The sequence below is a fragment of the Spelaeicoccus albus genome (assembly GCF_013409065.1).
Classification (GTDB): domain Bacteria; phylum Actinomycetota; class Actinomycetes; order Actinomycetales; family Brevibacteriaceae; genus Spelaeicoccus; species Spelaeicoccus albus.
Map to the genome: position 1 here is coordinate 3,005,436 of NZ_JACBZP010000001.1, position 19,318 is coordinate 3,024,753.

The window sequence follows — 19,318 nt, forward strand, 5'->3', positions numbered from 1 at the left end:
CGCTACATCCCTGCGATCCGCCAGATCGCGATGATCCCGAGGACGACGATGACGGCGCGGAGCAGTACCGGCGGGAAGCGTCTGCCGATCTTGGCGCCCAGGTAGCCGCCGATCAGGGAACCGACCGCGATGAAGAGCACCGACGGCCAATCGATCCGGTCGAATCCGACGATGATGTACGACGCCGCCGCTACGGCATTGACCACGAGGACCAGCACGTTCTTGGCCCCGTTGATGCGTTGCAGTGTTTCCGGAAGCATCAGGCCGAGAAAGCCGATCAGCAGGATTCCCTGGGCAGCTGCAAAGTATCCGCCGTAGATGCCCGTGAGAAACACCAGGAGGGTGACGGCGATCGTGCGACCGCGGGTCAGCGGCGGGACCGCCGCGGCATCCGCCGGCGGCTCGGCCGCCGCCCCCTGCTGTGCGCCGGACGCAATCGCCGGCTCCTTGGCCGCCTTCCGGCGCTTGAGCATGCGCTGCAGATAGGGCTGCACGACGACCATCACGAGCGCCAGTACCAGCAGTACCGGCACGATCGTCTCGAAAGCGGTCGCCGGCAGATGCAGCAGCAGCCAGGCGCCGACCAGGGCGCCGGCCAAGGAGGCCGGCACCAGTTGAAGCAGACGTTGACGCTGGCCCGCCAGCTCCTTGCGGTAGCCGAACGCGCCGGTGATGTTGCCCGGAACCAGCCCGACCGAGTTGCTCATCGTGGCGGTGACCGGCGGCACTCCGAACGCCACGAGGGCAGGAAACGTGATGAGGGTGCCCGACCCGACGATGGCGTTGATGACGCCGGCGCCGAGCCCGGCGATCAGTGTGAGGACGCTTTGGGTGACATCCATGACCGACGGGCCGTCAGCGCTGGGCGCGGGCGGCGTAGCGTCCGTCGTCGTAAGCCAGCGACAAACGCACACCGAACGTGGCCGAGAGGTTCTCGGCGGTCAGCGTCTCGCCGATCGGTCCGGCCGCCACCACGCCGCCGTCGGCCAGCAGCAGCACGTGCGTGATCCCCGGCGGAATCTCCTCGACGTGGTGCGTGACCATCACGACGACCGGCGAATGCCTGTCGTGCATGATCTCGGTCAGCGCGCCGATCAGTTCCTCGCGGCCGCCCAGATCGAGTCCGGCCGCCGGCTCGTCGAGCAGCAACAGCTCGGGGTCGGTCATCAAGGCGCGCGCGATCTGAACGCGTTTGCGCTCGCCGTCGCTCAACGTGCCGAATGTGCGTTCGGCCAGATGTTCGACGCCGAAGGCGTACAGCAGGTCGGTGGCGCGACCGTGATCAAGCGTGTCGTACGATTCACGCCACCGACCAGTGACGGCGTACGAGGCCGTGACCACGGCGTCCAGCGCGGTTTCGGACGCCGGGATGCGGGCGGCAAGATTGGCCGAGGCCAGTCCGATCCGCGGTCGCAGTTCGAACACGTCGACCTTGCCGAGCTGCTCGCCAAGGATCGTCGCCGTACCGCTGGTCGGATGCATCCGTCCGGCCGCGACTTGCAGCAGTGTGGTCTTGCCTGCACCGTTGGGGCCCAGGACGGCCCAGCGGTCGGCGTCGGACGCGCTGAAGTCGATACTGTCGAGCAGAGTCTTCGTGCCTCGCCGGACTGTGACACCGTCAAGGGAGAGCGCTTCGGTCATAATGACGACCTTATCGGTTCTCGGGCGGCTTCCCGGTGCAGGGGCCGCGAGCCGCCGGGGAGGCTTTACTATGGCCGGTGTGAATGCAGTACCGAAGGCAGCGATTTTCACCGCGTGGCTGGGCCAGTGGTTGTCCGGCGCGGCCGGACCGGACGACGTCATCGACGCTGTGAGCGCCGATGACGACGAACCGCCGCGGCTGGTCGGCGGACCGGAGTCGATAGTGCCGGACGGCGGCGGGTTGGCGCAGCTGTTCGGTGCGTTGCGGGCGGCACGCGTCGACCGCGTCCGCCTCGTACTGCCGACGCCGGGCGACGTGTCGGGGATGCCGGCCGGTGCGCCCGGCACGCAGTTGGCCGTGGACGCCGGCCAGGCGGTCGTTGCCGAGAGTGCCGGAGAGGCCCGGGCGCTGCTGGTGCCGGAGATCATCGACTACGGCAGCACGTCCGAGCCGGGCGTGCGCACCGAATGGCATGCCACTGCACTGGCCGGCGGACGGTACGCCCCGTTGGGAGCCGTCACGGCGTCGGAGGCCAGTCGCGATCTGAAGGAATGCGTCTTGGCGGTCGGCAGCCGGCTCGGCGACGGCGACCACCGTCTTGCCGAATGGCGGCAGGACGCCGCCGATTCGTTGCGGACCCCGGACGACGATCTGGGCCTTCCGTACGCGGGTGGGCGGTCGTTACAGCTGGCGGGGATGGCCGGACGCATGCTGCAGCTCGTCGAGTCGACCCGCGATCACGACCAGCTTGCCCCGGCCCTCGTCCCGCTGGATCGGGCTGCGCGGCGCGCACTGATCGCGGCGGTCAGCGGATGAGCCGGGTCGACTGAGCTGGCACGCGCAGATGCCGGCTCGTTAGGATGCAGCAGTGAGCCAAGCAATAATTTTGTCCGCGCCCGCAGTGTCGGACGACGACGTGGACCGCGCAGTCGACGTCCTGAGCGGCATCGGAGTGCACGCCCGCACACCCGCGCGACTCACGTCGTCACCCGACGCCGTCCGCATCGACGTTCCCGAGGACGCCGACGGGCGGGCAATTCGGGCCGCGCTGGCCGATCTGGGCCCCGACGTGTGCGTGCAGCCGCAGCGATTGCGTCGGGCCGGGGCCGGACTCATCGTGCTCGACGTCGATTCGACGTTCATCGAGCAGGAGGTCGTCGAATTGCTTGCCGAGAGCGCCGGTACCCGCGATCTCGTCGCGGACATCACCGACCGTGCCATGCGCGGCGAGCTCGACTTCACGCAAAGCCTACGCGAGCGTGTGGGCACGCTGGCCGGATTGCCGGCAACTGTGTTGACGGAAGTGGCCGAGCAGGTGTGCCCGACCCCGGGCGCCGCGAGGCTGGTGGAGGGCGTACGGGACGCCGGCGCCGAGATCGCGCTCGTATCGGGCGGGTTCATGGAGATTCTGGAACCGCTCGCGGCACAGTTCGACATCCGCTTGATGCTGGCCAACAGGCTCGAGATCTCCGGCGGCCGGCTCACCGGCCGCGTGCACGGCGACATCGTCGATCGGCGGGCGAAGATGACGGCGCTTCGAGGGTTCGCCTTCGATCTCGACCTCGACCTGTGGCAGACCGTGGCCGTCGGCGACGGCGCCAACGATCTCGACATGATGGCCGTGGCGGGCCTCAGCGTGGCGTTCAACGCCAAGCCGGAGGTGCGCCGGCGGGCGGATACCGCGCTGTCGTTCCGGCGCCTGGACGCGCTCCTCCCCCTGGCGGGCCTCGTCGAGCGCTGACTCGCCGCCCGGCCGGAACCGCACCGCAGCCGTCAGGCGGTCAGGACGTCGAAGAGTTCCGCCTCGCCGAATTCCATTTCTCCCCAGAGTCCGTCATACCGGAACAAGGCGACGGTGGCAGGCCGGAAGTGCTCCGAGATCGCGGCGATGTAGCTCGGATCCGACTCCTCGTCGGCAAGCGCCAGCGCGAATTCCTGCAAGATCGGCTGATGCCCGACGAGCAGGGCGGTGCGGGCATCCGGATTCAGGCCGTGCACGGCGTCCAGCAGTCCATCGCCCGACGCCAGGTACAACTCCTCGGTCGAGTGCACCTCTGCCCGGGATTCGCTGCCGGCAATGACCTCCTCGGCCGTCCGCACGGCTCGTACGGCGGACGACGTCAGCGCGACATCCGGCACGTGCCGCGGCGCCAGTTGCCGCCCGATCCGGGCAGCCTCGTCGCGGCCGGCGTCGGTGAGCCGGCGTGCGTGATCGGGGCTGCCCGTGGCCGGCTCGGCGTGCGCATGGCGCATCACCAAGAGCACCCGTTCGGTGGAGTCCGCCGCCATCGTCAGGCTCCGGTCGCGTGCAGGCCGCCGTCCACGTGCACCATCTCACCGGTAGTTGCCGGGAACCAGTCCGACAAGAGCGCAACGATTGCCCGCCCGGCCGGTTCGGTGTTCGTGTTGTCCCAGCCGAGCGGTGCACGATCCGGCCAGGCGTCTTCAAATGTTTCGAAGCCGGGAATGGACTTTGCGGCGGTCGTGCGCAACGGCCCGGCCGATACGACGTTGACGCGGATTCCGTCGCCGCCCAAGAATTTGGCCAGGTACCTGCTCGTCGACTCGAATGTCGCCTTCGACACGCCCATCCAGTCGTAGGTCGGCCAGGCGAACCGGCCGTCGAAGGTCAGGCCGACGACCGCGGACCCCCGGGTCAGCAGCGGCTTGGCCGCGACGGTGATGGCCTTGAGCGAATAGGCCGACACGTGAAGTGCCGTGGCCACGTCCTCCCACGAGGTCTCCAGGAAGTTACCGCCGAGTGCAGTCTTGGGGGCGAACGCTATGGCGTGCACAATGCCGTCGAGTCCGTCGACGTGCTCGCGGATCCGGTCGGGCAGCTGCGCCAGATCCTCCTCGCTGGTGGCATCGAGTTCGATGACCGGCGCCGGTTTCGGTAGCCGGCGGGCAATCGTCTGCGTGATCTTCATCTGCCGGCCGAACGACGACAGCACGACCGTCGCGCCTTGTTCTTGCGCGAGTTTGGCCGCAGAGAACGCGATCGACGACTCCGTGAGCACGCCGGTGACCAATAACCGCTTACCGTCCAGAATTCCCATGAAACTTCCCTTTTCGTTGCGAAAAAAAATTTATCGAGCCGGCGGGGCGGCCGCGATGTCCGAGACTAGTGTCCCATGCCCAGGCCGCCATCGACCGGAATCACCGCGCCGGAGATGTACGCGGCATCGTCGCTCGCCAGCCAACGCACGGTGGCAGCCACGTCGTCCGGCGTGCCGAATCGACCGGCCGGAATCGAGTCGAGGTAGGTCTTCTGCTGCTTTTCGGGCAACTCTGCCGTCATATCGCTTTCGATGAATCCGGGAGCGACGACGTTCGCCGTGACGCCTCGGCTGCCGAGCTCCCGGGTGAGCGACCGGGCCATCCCGATCAAGCCCGACTTCGACGCGGCGTAGTTGACCTGCCCGGGCGAGCCGTACAGGCCGACGACCGAGGAAATCAGTACGACACGCCCGCGCTTCAGCTTGATCATGCCGCGCGCGGCGCGTTTCATCACGCGGAATGCACCGGTCAAGTTCGTGTCGATCACGTCGGTGAAATCGTCTTCGCTCATCCGCATCAACAGCGTGTCCTTATTGATACCCGCGTTTGCCACGACAACCTCGACGGGGCCGAACTTCTCTTCGATCTGGGCGAATGCCTTGTCGATCGAGTCGCTGTCCGTGACGTCGGCGGCCAGGGCCAGCGCGCCGTCCGGCGCATCTCCGCTCCGCGACGTGATCGCCACGTTGTCACCAGCCGCAATGAACGCTTCCGCTATCGATCGGCCGATGCCGCGGTTTCCGCCGGTCACGAGTACTGTCCGAGCCTGCTCGCCCACTAGAGGTCCACCTTTGATCTTCAAGCCGCGCGCCGATCAGCGCACGGTTCGCCGGAAAATTTGTCGGTAATTGACGTTAGCCTATCGATGCCCACGTGCACGACTTCCCGTTCCGGTGAGACAATGGTGGGTGACGGAGTTTTCCACGAACAACGGCACGGATAACGGGCCGCGGGGGGCGAGAAGCCATGAGCACACATCATCAAGTGCACCGCGTCACCGATGCACCGACGACGCAGGCCGAGGATATGAAGCCGCGAATGCTGAAATACGGCATTTCGATGGGCTTCCGGATCGTATTTTTCCCGATTGCGGTATTTTTCCTGGACGGATGGGTACGCATTGCTGCCATGATCATTGTCCTGTTGTTGCCGTGGATCGCGGTCGTCATCGCCAACGCCGGGCGCGAGACGACACCGCACAGCGAAGATTTGATCGACACGCCGTCGCCCGACACGCAGAGCGGGCAGCCGGTCGTGCGCGGCGAGATCGTCGACGGCTCGCAGAAAGGTGCGCGCGGAAACGGCGGTAAGTCGTGAGCCAGGCCGCCGGCAGCCCGGAGGAATTGTTCGGTCTGTCGCAGCAGCCCGACGTCCGATCGCCGGCGGCGGATCAGCGACAGTGTTCGCGCAAGGGCTGCCGGGAGCAGGCATCGTGGGCACTGCTGTGGAACAATCCGCGGATTCACACGCCGTCCCGCCGCAAGGTGTGGTTGGCCTGCGCCGAGCACCGTGATTGGCTGGAAGAGTATCTGGCCAGCCGAGCCCTCTGGAAGCAGACGGTGCGCGTCGACGACATCCCCGGAGACGCTGGATAGTGAACTCCGACTACCGCCTGATTTTCAACAAGCGCTGGCTCGGTTACCTGGCCGGCGCGATCGTTTTCGCGATCGCCTGCGTCGGGCTCGGCCATTGGCAGCTCGATCGGCGCGCCGAGAAGCACGCCGAAGTGGTTCGGCTGAATGAGAACTACGACTCGACGCCGGTGGCCATCTCGTCGGTGCTGCCCCGTCACGGCAGTGATTTGCCGGCGAATTCCGAATGGAAACGCGTCAAGTTCACCGGGACCTACGACACCGACCACACCGAACTGGCCCGCAACCGCCCTCTGGACGGGCAGTCCGGGTACGAGGTGATAGTCCCGTTCAAGCTCAAGGGCGGCGGAGGCATCCTCGTCGATCGAGGATGGGTCTCGACGAACAAGAGCGGCAGTGCGCCGTCGTCCGTGCCGCAGCCCGAGGACGGCACGGTCACGGTCGTGGCCCGCATGCAGCCCAGCCAGTCCAATACCGGGCAGGGGTCGCCCCAGGGGCAACTGACGGCCATCGACCCGTCCGACGTGCACGTCGACTATCCGCTGTATCAAGGAGCGTACGTGCTGATGCAGACGGAGAGTCCGGCTGCGCAGGCCACGCCTCAACCGCTGCCGAAACCGTCGATCAGCGACGGCGTCAACCTGTCGTATGCGATGCAGTGGTTCTGTTTTGGCATCATGGCTCTTTTTGCGTTCGTCTACTCGATCCGCCAGGAGGTCCGGCGCCGCCGTGAGGACGACGAGCTCGAGGCGGCAATGGCCGAATCCGGCGAGGATTTCGACAAAGCGGACATCCCGATCCGCCCGCGCACGTCCAGCGCGGAACGCCGACAGGAAGAGACCGGCCGGCCGACGTCGAACCAGGTCCGCCAGCCGAAGCGCCGGCGGACGCGGCGCACCGCCGAGGACGAGGAAGACGAGATCCTGGCCCGCCAGGGGTATTGAGCCGTCGGCTACTCGAGCGAGACGAGATCCTGGTAGGTGTCGTTCCAGAGGTCTTCGTCGCCGTCCGGCAGCAGCAACACCCTGTCGGGCGACAAGGCCTTGACGGCGCCCTCGTCGTGCGTGACGAGGACAATCGCGCCCTCATAGTTTTCAATCGCTCCCAGCACCTCTTCGCGGCTGGCCGGGTCGAGGTTGTTCGTCGGCTCGTCGAGCAACAGCACGTTGGCCGCCGACACCACCAGGGTGGCAAGGGCCAGCCGCGTCTTTTCGCCGCCGGACAGCACATCGGCCGGCTTGTGCACGTCGTCGCCGGAGAACAAAAACGAGCCGAGAACGTTCCGCACCGCCGTGTCGTCGAGATCCGGGGCATTTGACCGCATGTTCTCCAGGACGGTGCGATCGATGTCGAGAGTGTCGTGTTCCTGGGCGTAATAGCCCAGTTTCAGACCGTGGCCCGGAGTCACGGTGCCGCTGTCGGGCCGGTCGACGCCCGCCAGCATCCGCAGCAGCGTGGTCTTCCCGGCACCGTTGAAGCCCAGGACGACGACGCGGGTTCCCCTGTCGATGGCCAGATCGACGTCGGTGAACACCTCGAGCGAGCCGTACGACTTGCTCAACGACTCCGCCGTCAGCGGCACCCGCCCGCATTTGGCAGGAGTCGGGAACCGCAGGTGAGCGACCTTGTCGGAAGCGCGTTCGGACTCCAGCCCGCCCATCAGGCGTTCGGCCCGGCGTGCCATGTTCTGCGCCGCGACCGCCTTGGTTGCCTTGGCCCGCATCTTGTCGGCCTGCGCCATCAGTGCCGATGCCTTCTTTTCGGCGTTCGCACGCTCGCGTTTCCGGCGCCGTTCGTCGGTCTCGCGCTGTTCGAGGTAGCGGGCCCATCCCATCGAGTAGATGTCGATCACCGAGCGGTTGGCGTCCAGATAAAAGACCTTGTTGACTGTTTCACCCAGCAGGTCGACGTCGTGGCTGATCACGATGAGCGCGCCCGGGAACGTTTTCAAATAGTCGCGCAGCCACAGGATCGATTCGGCGTCCAAGTGGTTGGTCGGCTCGTCGAGCAGCATGGTGTCGACGCCGGCGAACAAAATGCGCGAGAGTTCGACGCGCCGCCGCTGCCCGCCGGACAAGGTGCGCAACGGCTGGCCGAGCAAGCGTTCGTCCAATCCGAGATTCCCGGCAATGGCACCGGCCTCGGATTCACTGGCGTATCCGCCCTTGGCCTGGAACTGTTCCTCCAAGCGCGGATACCGGTCCATTGCTTTCGCGCTCACGGCCGGGTCGCTGCTGGCCATGTCTTCTTCGGTGGCGCGCATTCGCCGGATCACGCCGTCGAGATCACGCGCCGACAGGATCCGGTCGCGCGCTATCACCTCGAGATCGCCGGTGCGGGGGTCCTGCGGCAGGTAGCCGACTTCGCCGTTGCGGGTGACCGTGCCGGCGGCGGGCATCGCGTCCCCGGCGAGCACTTTCGTCAGGGTCGTCTTGCCGGCGCCGTTCCGGCCCACGAGTCCGACCTTGTCGCCGGCATCCACTCGGAATGTCACGGAATCCATGAGCAGGCGCGCGCCGGCACGCAGTTCAAGGTCTTGGACGGCTATCACGAATGGGGTTCCTTAGACTTGCGGTTTTGGGCAACCTATCCAGTCTACGGAACCCGGCAAATCGTGTGACGGGGTGCGACTAGATGTTCCCGGACGAGTGCGCCAGATGGTCGCGAACAATCGTTTGCAGATACTGCCGAACCGGGACGCCGTCGTCGGCGGCGCGCCCGATCAGCCGTTCCGATTCGTCGGAGTCCAGCTCGAGCGTGTACGTCACCGGCACGTCGACGTCGTCGAACAGCGTGGCTGCCGGCGTCGGAGCCTCGTACGGGTTGATCGGCTTGGAGTCTTTTTTGCCGATGATGCGCGTCCAGCCGGGCCCGGTTTGCGCGGGCTCGCCGGCTTGGAACGCGGAAGCGGCGGCATGGGCCCGGCGGTCCGCAGCGATGTTCAGCGGGTGATCACCATGCCCTTTGACCCATTCGAACCGGTAATTGCGGTCTTGGAGCTCGGTATCGATGGCCTGCATCAGCGATGCGTTCTGCACGGGCGATCCGTTGGATTTACGCCATCCGCGGCGCTTCCACCCGGGCATCCACTCGGTGACCGACCGGATCACGTACTGGCTGTCGCACAGCAACACGACTTGTTCATCGAGGCCCCGGGTGGCGCGGAACAGTTCCAGGACTGCCGTCAGCTCGCCTTGATTGTTCGTACCGTACGGCCAACCGCCGGCCGCCCAACAGTCTTCGTCGACGTACCAGGCCCAGCCGGCCGGGCCCGGATTGCCGAGTGCGGATCCATCCGCTGCTACTTCAATAACCACGTACCTAACCTACCAATGATCGACTTGGATCCCGTCGTCGTTCCGCGTGTGCCTCGCACAGCTCCGCGTAGGTGTAGTCGTTCCGCGTGGGCGTCGAACACGTTCCGGGCCCACGCGGAGTCACGACACCTACGCGGAACGAGACGCGCCGCCCGCACCGACGCCTACGCGGAACTGATGGAAAGCAGGCGTCGGTTAGATGTTGAAACCCAGCGCGCGCATTTGCTCGCGGCCGTCCTCGGTGATCTTTTCCGGCCCCCACGGCGGCATCCAGACCCAGTTGAGGCGGAAATCCGGGACGACGTCCAGCAAGCACTGTTCGGTCTGGTCATAAAGCACGTCGGTCAACGGGCACGCGGCCGACGTGAGCGTCATCTCGATGATGGCGCAGCCGTTTTCGTCCACGCTGATGCCGTAGACGAGTCCGAGGTCGACGACGTTAACGCCCAACTCGGGATCGACCACGTCCTTCATGGCCTCTTCTACTTCTTCTACTGTCGCCGGAACGGGACCGGCCAGCGGTTCAGTCATAGCGCTACCCTTTCATTGTTCGTGCTTGACGCAGCGCGTCCGAGAACGCCGCCCACGCCAATAGTGCACATTTAATTCTCGCAGGATATTTGGAAACTCCGCTGAATGCCGCGGCATCGCCTAAAACTTCTTCATCGGGATCGGCCTTCCCCCGAGAATGCATGAGCTCGTTGAATTCGTCCACCACCGCGTCGATACCGTCGGGGCCGACGTCGCCGACGAGGTCCGTCAGCACGGACGCCGAGGCCATCGAAATCGAGCAGCCCTGGCCGTCCCAGCGGATTTCGATAGCGCCGTCCGGCTCCGCGACGTTCACCTCGAGCGTGATCTCGTCGCCACAGGTCGGATTGACCTGATGAGACCTGCCCGGCCAGGCCGGATCGGTCAACGGCTCGTTGCCGTTCCGCTTCTTGGAATGGTCGAGAATCACCTGCTGATACAGGTTCTCCAAATCCGAACTCATGCCACGTTCCCCACAAAGAATCGCCGGACGTCGGCAACTGCTCCCAGGAAGACGTCGATCTCTTCCTCGGTGTTGTACAGATAGGCGCTGGCGCGGGTGGTGGCCGTGAGCCCGTATCGACGGTGCAACGGCTGGGCGCAATGATGACCCACGCGCACCGCCACTCCCCTGTCGTCGAGGAATTGGCCGACGTCGTGCGCGTGCACGCCGTCGACGTCGAAACTCACCAGCCCGAGCCGGTCGGCGGCCTCGGTGGGGCCGATCATGCGCACCCCCGGGATCTCTTGGATGCCGTCGACCAGACGCGCCCCCAGGTGCTGTTCCCACCCGTGGATGCGGTCCATTCCGGTCTCGTCCAAATAGTCGGCCGCCGCCGAGAGCCCCACGGTCTGAGCAATGGGCTGCGTACCGGCCTCGAAACGCTGCGGCGGATCCATGAAGTCGCTTCCCACCATGGTGACGGTGCGGATCATCGAGCCGCCCGTCAGGAACGGCGGCAACGACGCCAACGCTTCCCGGGTGCCGTACAGCGCGCCGAGCCCGCCGGGTCCGAGCATCTTGTGACTGGAAAACGCTGCGAAGTCCACCCCGAGTGCATGCATATCGACCGGCATGTGCGGCACCGATTGGCAGGCGTCCAGCACGCTGAGCGCACCGACTCGCCGGGCCCGCGCGGCCAGATCCGCCGCATCGTTGATGGTCCCCAGGACGTTCGACGCGTGCGTGAACGCGAAGACTGCCGTCTTCTCGCCGAGCACCACGTCGAGATCCTCGGCGTTCAGACGGCCGTCCTCGCCCAACGACACATACCGCAATGCGGCGCCGGTCCGTGCGGCGAGTTGCTGCCACGGCACCAGGTTGGCGTGATGCTCCATCTCGGTGACGACGATTTCGCTACCGGGACCGAGGTTGACCGGCGAGCCCGGGTTCCCCAGGGCGTACGCCACCAGATTCAACGATTCGGTGGCGTTCTTGGTCCACACAATTTCGTCCTCGTCGGCACCGACGAACGTCGCCACCCGGTGCCGGGCCCCCTCGTAGGCGTCGGTCGCCGCAACGGCGAGCGTGTGGGCTCCCCGGTGCACGGCGGCGTTGCGGCGAACATAGAAATCCTGTTCGGCCTCGAGCACGCTCACCGGTTTTTGCGAAGTCGCTCCCGAATCGAGATAGACCAGCGGCGAAGAACCCACGCGTTCGTCCAGCACCGGGAAATCGTTCCGGATGCGCTGAACCTCGGGCGGGGTCAAGGACACGTCACTCATTATGCGTTCGCGGCCGCCTTGACGTAGCGGTCGTAGCCTTCTTCCTCGAGACGGTCGGCCATTTCCGGTCCGCCCTCTTCGGCGACGCGACCGGCGACGAACACGTGGACGAAGTCGGGCTTCACATAACGCAGAATGCGCGTGTAGTGCGTGATCAGCATGATTCCGACGTCGGTGCTCTCCTTGACGCGGTTGACGCCTTCGGACACGATCTTCAACGCATCGACGTCCAATCCCGAGTCGGTCTCGTCAAGCACCGCGAACTTCGGGCCGAGCAGTTCCATCTGCAGGATCTCGTGACGCTTCTTCTCGCCGCCGGAAAATCCTTCGTTCACATTGCGTTCGGCGAACGCCGGATCGACCTTGAGCCGCTCCATGGCGGACTTCATGTCCTTCACCCAGTGACGCAGGCTCGGCGCTTCGCCGTCCAGTGCCGTCTTGGCCGAGCGCAGGAAATTCGACACGGACACGCCGGGAACCTCGACCGGGTACTGCATGGCCAGGAACAATCCGGCCCTGGCGCGCTCGTCGACCTTCATCTGAAGGATGTCCTCGCCGTCAAGATGCGCCGTGCCTTGGGTGACGTGGTACTTCGGGTGGCCGGCCAAGGAGTAGGCAAGCGTCGACTTGCCCGATCCGTTCGGGCCCATGATGGCGTGGGTCTCGCCCTGCGACATGTCGAGGTTCACGCCGCGCAGGATTTCTTTCGACCCGGCGTCGGTTTCGACGCTGACATGTAGGTCGCGAATGGACAGGGTAGACATTAATTAGCTCCTATTTGTACTGACACGTCCACCAGGAGATCGTCTCCGTCTTGGCGGACCGGGAAAACTGCTACCGGTTCGGTGGCCGGCGGGGTCAAGGGCTGGCCGGACTTCAGGTCGAAGGTCGACCCGTGCAGCCAGCATTCGATAGTGCAATCGTCGACGTCGCCTTCCGACAAGGAGACTTCCTCGTGCGTGCAGGTGTCGTCGATGGCGTGCACCGTTCCGTCGGAATCGCGGACGACGGCGATCTTGCGACCGTCGAGGATCACAAGCTTCGCCGAGTCCGGCTCCACTTCGTCCGCACGGCAGACGGGCTGGAAACTCATTGCATGCTCCGCGCAAGTTCGTCTTCGATGGCGACCGACAGCCGATCGACGATGGACGGAACCCGGATCTGCTGAATGACCTCGTTGAAGAAGCCGCGCACCACGAGGCGCCGCGCCTCGATTTCCGGCACGCCGCGAGACATCAGGTAGAACAGATGTTCCTCGTCGAAGCGGCCGGTAGCCGATGCGTGGCCGGCGCCTTCGATCTCACCGGTCTCGATCTCCAGGTCCGGAACCGAATCGGCGCGCGCACCCTTGGTCAGAACCAGGTTGCGGTTCAGCTCGTACGTGTTGATGCCCAGAGCGCTCGGGCGGATCAGGACGTCGCCCACCCAGATGGTGTGCGCTCCATCGCCCTGCAATGCGCCCTTGTACTTCACGTTCGACGTGCAGTTCGGGGTGGCATGGTCGACAAAGAGCCGCTGCTCCAAGTGCTGGCCCTCGTCGGCGAAGTACACGCCGAGCATTTCCAGCTCGCCGCCCTCGGCCTCGTAGGTGGCGTTCGGCGTGAGCCGCACCAGGTCGCCGCCCAGGGTGATCGCAATGTGTTTGAGCTTGGAATCACGGCCGAGCGACGAGTGGTGTGCTGCCATGTGGACGGCATCGTCGTCCCAGTCCTGGATGGACACCAGCGTGAGTTCGGCCGAATCGCCGACGACGATTTCGACGTTCTCGCTGAGCACCGACGAACCGTGGTAGTCGAGCACGACCACCGCCTTGGAAAACGGTTCGGCCTTTACCACGACGTGGGAGGCGGCGGGTTCCATCGAGGAGCCGGTGAAGGTCAACGACGATTCGCCGACCGCTTCCACCTCCTTGCCGACGGTGAGCACGGTGGCCTTTTCAAAGGAAGACCAGGCCGACGCCGCGATCCGCTCATCCGGCAGGCCGCCGAGGCCGATGCGCTTGTCGTCGCGTGCCACCTGCTCGACGCTCACGCCGTCCGCAGTTTGAATGGATAGCTCCGGGGCGGGCCCGGTCAATTCCATCGTGTCGAGACCGCGCAGGCGATCCAACGGGGTGAATCGCCATTCTTCTTCGCGGCCGCCGATCACCGGGTAGGCGTTCGGGTCGGTCGACCGAATACGCGCGGCACGGGACTGCCTGGCGGCGTCCGGCGCCTCCGGGACCGCGCCGTGCGAATGCGCGGTGTTGCCGTGATTAGTTGTCACGTTGGGCTCTGTCTCCTCTTGCTCGAAAATTGTGGACATTAACCGACTGCGCCTTCCATCTGGAGCTCGATCAGACGGTTCAGCTCGAGCGCGTACTCCATCGGCAGCTCACGGGCGATCGGCTCGATGAAACCGCGCACGATCATGGCCATGGCTTCGAGCTCGTCCATGCCGCGGGACATCAGGTAGAAGAGCTGATCCTCGCTGACCTTCGAGACGGTCGCCTCGTGGCCGAGCGTGACTTCGTCCTCGCGAATGTCCACGTACGGGTAGGTGTCCGACCGGGAGACCTGGTCGACCAGCAAGGCATCGCACAGCACGGTGTTCTGCGAATTGTGAGCGCCCGGCTGCACCTGGACCAGGCCGCGGTAGGACGCACGCCCGCCGCCGCGGGCGACCGACTTCGACACGATGCTGGACGACGTGTGCGGCGCGGTGTGCACCATCTTCGCCCCGGTGTCCTGGTGCTGGCCCGGGCCGGCGAAAGCGGCCGACAGGGTTTCGCCCCTGGCATGCTCACCGGTCAGGTATACGGCCGGGTACTTCATGGTGACCTTGGAACCGATATTGCCGTCGACCCACTCCATGGTGGCGCCCTCTTCGGCAACGGCGCGCTGCGTGACCAGGTTGTACACGTTGTTCGACCAGTTCTGAATTGTCGTGTAGCGCACGCGGGCGTTCTTCTTCACGATGATTTCGACGACCGCCGAGTGCAGCGAGTCCGACGAGTACACCGGAGCGGTGCAGCCTTCGACGTAGTGCACGTAGGAGCCTTCGTCGGCAATGATCAAGGTGCGCTCGAACTGGCCCATGTTCTCGGTGTTGATGCGGAAGTAGGCCTGCAGCGGGATCTCGACGTGCACGCCCGGCGGCACGTAGACGAACGAACCGCCCGACCAGACGGCGGTGTTCAGCGCAGCGAACTTGTTGTCGCCGGCAGGGATCACCGTGCCGAAGTATTCCTTGAACAGTTCCGGATATTCGCGCAACGCAGTGTCGGCGTCCGTGAAGACGACACCCTGTTCGGTCAGGTCGTCGCGGATCTGGCGATACACGACTTCGGACTCGTACTGTGCCGTGACGCCGGCAATCATTGCCTGCTTCTCGGCCTCGGGGATACCGAGCCGGTCATACGTGTTCTTGATGTCGTCGGGCAGGTCCTCCCACGACGTCGCCTGGCCGTCTGTCGACCGGACGAAGTATTTGATCCTGTCGAAGTCGAGCTTGGACAAGTCGGCGCCCCAGGTCGGCAGCGGTTTCCGGTCGAAATGCTTCAGTCCTTTCAGGCGGGTCTTCAGCATCCACTCGGGCTCGTCCTTCATGCTCGAGATGTTCCGGACGACGTCCTCGGACAGGCCGCGCTGGGCGGACTCGCCGGCGACGTCCGAATCGGACCATCCGTACTGGTATTGGCCGAGCATGTGCTCCAACTCCGGATTGGCTTCCAGAATCGGATTCGCTTCAGCAGGCTGACCTTCGACTATATCGGTCAATTCCGTCACTCCTTCTTACTTCGACGTGCGTCGTTGGCCGCCGGCTTATGACCGCGGCCCTCATGGGTCGTAGGAATATGGGTCGTGCACACGTGCCCGCCGGACGCCAGCGTCGACAGGCGTCGAACGTCGACGTCCAGCAAATTGGCGAAGGCTTGAAGTTCGGCCTCGCACAATTGCGGGAAATCGGTGGCCACGTGTTGTACGGGGCAATGTCCTTGGCATAACTGCACGGACTCGATCGATGTTCCCGCAGCCACCGTCGAGGACGACGAGACGTAGCCGTCTTCGGTCAACGCGGACGCCAGGGCGGCGGCCCGATCCGTGGTCTCGGGTCCAGCCGCATCGATGAGCGGCTGGTATTTCCTTTCCATCCGGTCGGCGCGCCGGGCGGCGAATTCGGCAACAGCAGTCGTGCCCGCGACTTCGCCCAAAAACGTCAATGCGTCGCTGGCGATCTCGTCGTAGGCATTGTCGAGTTGCGAATGGCCGTCGTTCGTCACCACGTACAGCCGGGCCGGACGGCCGCGTTTGCCGTCTTTTTCGGTCGTCGAGCGCACATCGATCTGCCCGGCCTCGTGCAGGCCGTCGAGATGCCGGCGAATGGCGGCCGCGGTCAGCCCGAGTTCGCTTGCCAGCCGGGAAGCGCTGATCGGCCCGCCTGCCAGCACGGCGGCCAGCACGCGGTGCCGCGTCCTGGCTTCGTCGTGGCCCCATGCGGACGTCGGCGACGCTTCGTCCGGGGCGGTTGTCGCGTTCATCCGGTGCGCCTCCTTCCGCAATGCGGCGCAAGTATATTCACAACACAACTGTGACGTAAATGTCGGCGCTTGTAAATAAAGGTCACCCTAACGCGCCGTCTTCGTTCGCACCCTCCCCGCTCGAAACCCCCGGCCAATTCGACGGCTCGTAGAATGCGGAATTAGACTGGCACGGTGCCGATGCCATCCGTCATGACCGCGAAAACCTCAGTTGCCCTTGACATCGCCGGACTCACCAAGAGCTACGGCGACAAGGTCGCGCTGGCCGGCGTGGATCTGCAAGCGCGCCCCGGCGAGATCACGGCTGTGCTCGGACCGAACGGCGCCGGCAAGTCGACGACCATCGAATGCTGTGTCGGCTTGAAGGATTTCGACGCCGGCTCCATCACCGTGTTGGGACTGGACCCCGTGCGCCATCGGGGCGAAGTGCGCGCGGGGGTCGGCGTGATGTTGCAAGACGGCGGACTGCCGATGGGAGCCCGCCCGCTGGAAGTGCTCACGCACATGTCACGGATGTACCGGAACCCGCGGAACGTCGACCGTCTTGCCGAACAACTCGGCATCACCGAATTCACCGATCGCACGATCCGCCGACTTTCCGGAGGTCAACGCCAGCGAGTCGCACTGGCGGCGGCGCTGATCGGCCGGCCGCGGCTGGTGTTTCTCGACGAGCCGAGCGCCGGTCTCGACCCGCAGGCCCGGCTGGCCGTATGGGAGCTGATCGAGCAACTGCGCTCCAGCTCGGTGGCGGTCGTCCTGACAACGCATATGATGGAAGACGCCGAGCGGCTGGCCGACCACGTGTACATCATCGACAAGGGCATCGTCGTAGCCTCGGGAACACCGGCCGAACTGACCCGGAACGACGAATACGGCACCGAAGCGACGTACATCAAATTCGCCTCCCGCACCCCCGTGCACGTGGGCCGGCTCGAGGAGCTCTTGCACGACAAGGTCGATCCGGCGCTCGTCGTGGAGAGCGCCGGGCAGGAACGCTATCAGGTTCGCGGGCCGATCACCCCCGAGCTGGTGGCGGCGATCGCGTACTGGTGCCAATCGAACGGCATCCTGCTCAGCTCACTGACCGTAGGGCGGCGCTCGCTCGAAGACGTCTTCCTCGAGCTCACCGGAAGGAGCCTGCGATGACAGTGAATTCCGCAGTGCCGGACGCCGCGCACGGCCCGGACTCCGCAACCGGCCCGTTGCCGCAACCGGCTGCGACGTGGCGGCGTATCGGTGCTCAAGCCGCCTTCGAGACGAAGCTCACTCTTCGCCACGGCGAACAATTGCTGTTGTCGATGGTGCTGCCCATCCTGATCTTGATCGGCCTGTCGGCGTTCCCGATCCTTGACGCGTTCGGCGTCGATCTGCACGGCCGTCCCCCCGTCGACTTCGCGTTTCCCGGAGTGATAGCGCTCAGCGTCGTCTCATCGGCGTTCACGGGTCAAGCCATCGCCACCGGATTCGACAGGCGCTACGGCGTCCTGCGCCTCCTTGCGACGACGCCGCTCGGCAGGTCCGGCCTGCTGGGCGGCAAGATTGTCAGCGTTTTCGCCGTCGAGGTCGTCCAACTGGTCGTGCTGGGCATCATCGCCTGCCTGCTCGGCTGGCGTCCGGCAGGGTCGATGATCGTTCCGGGCCTGCTCGGCATGCTGCTGGGCAGCGCGGCATTCGTGGCATTGGGGCTGTTGGTGGCCGGGACGCTGCGTGCCGAGGCCACGCTGGCCGGGGCCAACCTCATCTGGGTGCTGCTCTTGGCCGGCGGCGGACTGGTATTGCCGGCGTCGTCCGGCACCGACGCATTCGTCCGGCTGTTGCCGTCCGGGGCGATCGGCGACGCGCTGCGTGCGGCAACGGACGGCCACTACGATTTGCCGGCGTTCATTATCCTGGGTGTATGGACGGTGCTGGCGGGCGCCGCAACGATGAAATGGTTTAAATGGGGCTCATGACGACGCAGCAGACCACGGAACGCCGAATGACCGGGTCCGCCGGGTGGCTGCCGCATTCCATCGACAAGCGCATCCGCGTGCTGGCGTGGGCTTCGCTGATCTCGCAAGCCGCACTCGTGGTCACCGGCGCCGCCGTGCGATTGACCGGGTCCGGGCTCGGCTGCCCGACGTGGCCGCGGTGCACCGCCGATTCGCTGACGAACACCCCCGAAATGGGCATTCACGGCATCATCGAGTTCGGCAATCGCACCCTGAACTTCATACTGGTGGCGATCGCACTGGCGCTGCTTGTGTCGTTGTGGAATCTGCGCCGCACCCGCCGCGACCTATGGTGGCTGTCGATCTCGCTCCTGGCCATCATTCCGCTGCAGGCAGTCATCGGCGGATTGACGGTGCTCACGCATTTGAACCCGTGGGTGGTCAACGTGCACTTCCTGGTCTCGGCGGCGTTGGTGTCCGCCGCGACCTTGTTGGTGCGCCGGACCAAGGACGCCGGCGGCAAGTCGACACTTGGCGTCTCGCCGATTCTCGGAAGGCTCGGGTGGGTGGTCGTCGCGCTGGCCGCCGTCACCATTTATCTCGGCACCGTCGTGACGGGCGCGGGCCCGCACGCCGGTGCGCGGGACGCCGTCCGGAACGGCATTGATCCGCTCGTGGCCACGTGGATGCATGCGATCCCCGTCGGACTGCTGGTCGCGGCCACCATTGCAGCTCTGCTGGTCAGCAGGCATGAGGACAAGCGATTTGCCGACCGCTCCGGCAACGACTCGCTGCCGGACATCTCCGAAACCACCGTGGCGCTCACAATCGTCTTGATGGCGGAGCTCGGACAGGGAATCATCGGCGTCGTGCAGTCGTACATGGCCGTCCCGGTGAGCCTTGTCGCAATTCACGTGTTCGGGGCGACAGTGATCCTGGCAGCCGTCGCAGCCGCGTGGGATTCGATGCGCTCGCGCCCGCCGCTGCCGTAATCGCCGCCC

23 protein-coding genes are annotated in these 19,318 nt (G+C 65.4%); 8 read left to right on the forward strand and 15 right to left on the reverse strand.

Going from position 1 to position 19,318, the window contains the following annotated elements; translation table 11 throughout:
* Positions 1-2 precede the first annotated feature (2 nt).
* Positions 3-842: a sulfite exporter TauE/SafE family protein gene (locus BJY26_RS13985; RefSeq protein WP_179428841.1), complete on the reverse strand. Its 840-nt coding sequence runs from the start codon at positions 840-842 to the stop codon at positions 3-5.
* A 13-nt stretch (positions 843-855) separates the two neighbouring features.
* A complete protein-coding gene (locus tag BJY26_RS13990) occupies positions 856-1,641 on the reverse strand; it encodes an ABC transporter ATP-binding protein (protein WP_179428842.1) in 786 nt (261 codons plus the stop codon).
* A gap of 79 nt (positions 1,642-1,720) precedes the next feature.
* On the opposite strand from BJY26_RS13990, the gene BJY26_RS13995 reads away from it, so the two are divergent.
* Together BJY26_RS13995 and serB are read left to right on the forward strand one after the other, a co-directional pair.
* The gene (locus BJY26_RS13995; protein WP_179428843.1) at positions 1,721-2,458 is read left to right on the forward strand and encodes a hypothetical protein; all 738 of its coding nucleotides are present in this window, start codon (positions 1,721-1,723) and stop codon (positions 2,456-2,458) included.
* A gap of 52 nt (positions 2,459-2,510) precedes the next feature.
* Positions 2,511-3,383 carry a phosphoserine phosphatase SerB gene (gene serB / locus BJY26_RS14000; protein ID WP_179428844.1) on the forward strand — a complete coding sequence of 291 codons (873 nt, stop codon included), beginning with the start codon at positions 2,511-2,513 and terminating at the stop codon, positions 3,381-3,383.
* A 32-nt stretch (positions 3,384-3,415) separates the two neighbouring features.
* Here the strand turns inward: serB and BJY26_RS14005 are convergent, their stop codons facing one another.
* From BJY26_RS14005 to fabG, 3 genes are all read right to left on the reverse strand, one after another.
* Entirely contained in the window at positions 3,416-3,931 is a 516-nt protein-coding gene (locus tag BJY26_RS14005; RefSeq protein ID WP_179428845.1) for a SixA phosphatase family protein, read from the reverse strand.
* A 2-nt stretch (positions 3,932-3,933) separates the two neighbouring features.
* A complete protein-coding gene (fabI, locus tag BJY26_RS14010; RefSeq protein ID WP_179428846.1) occupies positions 3,934-4,701 on the reverse strand; it encodes an enoyl-ACP reductase FabI in 768 nt (255 codons plus the stop codon).
* A gap of 65 nt (positions 4,702-4,766) precedes the next feature.
* The gene (gene fabG / locus BJY26_RS14015) at positions 4,767-5,480 is read right to left on the reverse strand and encodes a 3-oxoacyl-[acyl-carrier-protein] reductase (protein ID WP_237248807.1); all 714 of its coding nucleotides are present in this window, start codon (positions 5,478-5,480) and stop codon (positions 4,767-4,769) included.
* A 188-nt stretch (positions 5,481-5,668) separates the two neighbouring features.
* On the opposite strand from fabG, the gene BJY26_RS14020 reads away from it, so the two are divergent.
* From BJY26_RS14020 to BJY26_RS14030, 3 genes are read left to right on the forward strand one after another with little or no spacing between them, the layout of a single operon-like run.
* On the forward strand, positions 5,669-6,019 hold the full coding sequence (locus BJY26_RS14020; protein ID WP_179428848.1) for a DUF3099 domain-containing protein: 351 nt from the start codon (positions 5,669-5,671) through the stop codon (positions 6,017-6,019).
* A gap of 26 nt (positions 6,020-6,045) precedes the next feature.
* The gene (locus tag BJY26_RS14025) at positions 6,046-6,297 is read left to right on the forward strand and encodes a hypothetical protein (RefSeq protein ID WP_179429976.1); all 252 of its coding nucleotides are present in this window, start codon (positions 6,046-6,048) and stop codon (positions 6,295-6,297) included.
* The gene (locus tag BJY26_RS14030) at positions 6,297-7,238 is read left to right on the forward strand and encodes an SURF1 family cytochrome oxidase biogenesis protein (RefSeq protein WP_179428849.1); all 942 of its coding nucleotides are present in this window, start codon (positions 6,297-6,299) and stop codon (positions 7,236-7,238) included. Before BJY26_RS14025 ends, BJY26_RS14030 begins: the two co-directional genes overlap by 1 nt.
* Positions 7,239-7,246: 8 nt before the next feature.
* Here BJY26_RS14030 and abc-f read toward each other — a convergent pair whose 3' ends face one another.
* The 10 genes from abc-f to BJY26_RS14080 form a co-directional block, all read right to left on the reverse strand.
* The gene (abc-f, locus tag BJY26_RS14035; RefSeq protein ID WP_179428850.1) at positions 7,247-8,845 is read right to left on the reverse strand and encodes a ribosomal protection-like ABC-F family protein; all 1,599 of its coding nucleotides are present in this window, start codon (positions 8,843-8,845) and stop codon (positions 7,247-7,249) included.
* A 79-nt stretch (positions 8,846-8,924) separates the two neighbouring features.
* Complete coding sequence (locus BJY26_RS14040) at positions 8,925-9,611, reverse strand: ribonuclease H family protein (protein WP_179428851.1); 687 nt, start codon at positions 9,609-9,611, stop codon at positions 8,925-8,927.
* A 195-nt stretch (positions 9,612-9,806) separates the two neighbouring features.
* Positions 9,807-10,142 (reverse strand): metal-sulfur cluster assembly factor, encoded by a 336-nt coding sequence (locus BJY26_RS14045; protein ID WP_179428852.1) that lies wholly within the window; start codon positions 10,140-10,142, stop codon positions 9,807-9,809.
* A 4-nt stretch (positions 10,143-10,146) separates the two neighbouring features.
* Positions 10,147-10,605 carry a Fe-S cluster assembly sulfur transfer protein SufU gene (sufU, locus tag BJY26_RS14050; protein ID WP_179428853.1) on the reverse strand — a complete coding sequence of 153 codons (459 nt, stop codon included), beginning with the start codon at positions 10,603-10,605 and terminating at the stop codon, positions 10,147-10,149.
* Positions 10,602-11,867, reverse strand: a complete 1,266-nt coding sequence (locus BJY26_RS14055) for a SufS family cysteine desulfurase (RefSeq protein WP_179428854.1) — start codon at positions 11,865-11,867, stop codon at positions 10,602-10,604. The genes sufU and BJY26_RS14055 overlap by 4 nt, the downstream gene beginning before the upstream one ends.
* A complete protein-coding gene (sufC, locus tag BJY26_RS14060) occupies positions 11,867-12,631 on the reverse strand; it encodes a Fe-S cluster assembly ATPase SufC (protein WP_179428855.1) in 765 nt (254 codons plus the stop codon). The genes BJY26_RS14055 and sufC overlap by 1 nt, the downstream gene beginning before the upstream one ends.
* The gene (locus BJY26_RS14065) at positions 12,631-12,960 is read right to left on the reverse strand and encodes a non-heme iron oxygenase ferredoxin subunit (RefSeq protein ID WP_179428856.1); all 330 of its coding nucleotides are present in this window, start codon (positions 12,958-12,960) and stop codon (positions 12,631-12,633) included. The genes sufC and BJY26_RS14065 overlap by 1 nt, the downstream gene beginning before the upstream one ends.
* Positions 12,957-14,171, reverse strand: a complete 1,215-nt coding sequence (gene sufD, locus BJY26_RS14070) for a Fe-S cluster assembly protein SufD (protein WP_179428857.1) — start codon at positions 14,169-14,171, stop codon at positions 12,957-12,959. The genes BJY26_RS14065 and sufD overlap by 4 nt, the downstream gene beginning before the upstream one ends.
* A complete protein-coding gene (sufB, locus tag BJY26_RS14075) occupies positions 14,171-15,553 on the reverse strand; it encodes a Fe-S cluster assembly protein SufB (protein WP_179429977.1) in 1,383 nt (460 codons plus the stop codon). Before sufB ends, sufD begins: the two co-directional genes overlap by 1 nt.
* Positions 15,554-15,630: 77 nt before the next feature.
* Positions 15,631-16,386, reverse strand: coding sequence for a helix-turn-helix transcriptional regulator (locus tag BJY26_RS14080; RefSeq protein ID WP_179428858.1), 756 nt, complete (start codon positions 16,384-16,386; stop codon positions 15,631-15,633).
* A gap of 180 nt (positions 16,387-16,566) precedes the next feature.
* On the opposite strand from BJY26_RS14080, the gene BJY26_RS14085 reads away from it, so the two are divergent.
* Genes BJY26_RS14085 through BJY26_RS14095 form a run of 3 tightly spaced genes read left to right on the forward strand, consistent with a single transcriptional unit; the run spans position 16,567 to position 19,309 of the window.
* Positions 16,567-17,532: an ABC transporter ATP-binding protein gene (locus tag BJY26_RS14085; protein ID WP_179429978.1), complete on the forward strand. Its 966-nt coding sequence runs from the start codon at positions 16,567-16,569 to the stop codon at positions 17,530-17,532.
* The gene (locus BJY26_RS14090) at positions 17,529-18,338 is read left to right on the forward strand and encodes an ABC transporter permease (RefSeq protein ID WP_179428859.1); all 810 of its coding nucleotides are present in this window, start codon (positions 17,529-17,531) and stop codon (positions 18,336-18,338) included. The genes BJY26_RS14085 and BJY26_RS14090 overlap by 4 nt, the downstream gene beginning before the upstream one ends.
* Positions 18,335-19,309 (forward strand): COX15/CtaA family protein, encoded by a 975-nt coding sequence (locus BJY26_RS14095; RefSeq protein ID WP_179428860.1) that lies wholly within the window; start codon positions 18,335-18,337, stop codon positions 19,307-19,309. The genes BJY26_RS14090 and BJY26_RS14095 overlap by 4 nt, the downstream gene beginning before the upstream one ends.
* The last annotated feature ends 9 nt before the right edge of the window (positions 19,310-19,318 follow it).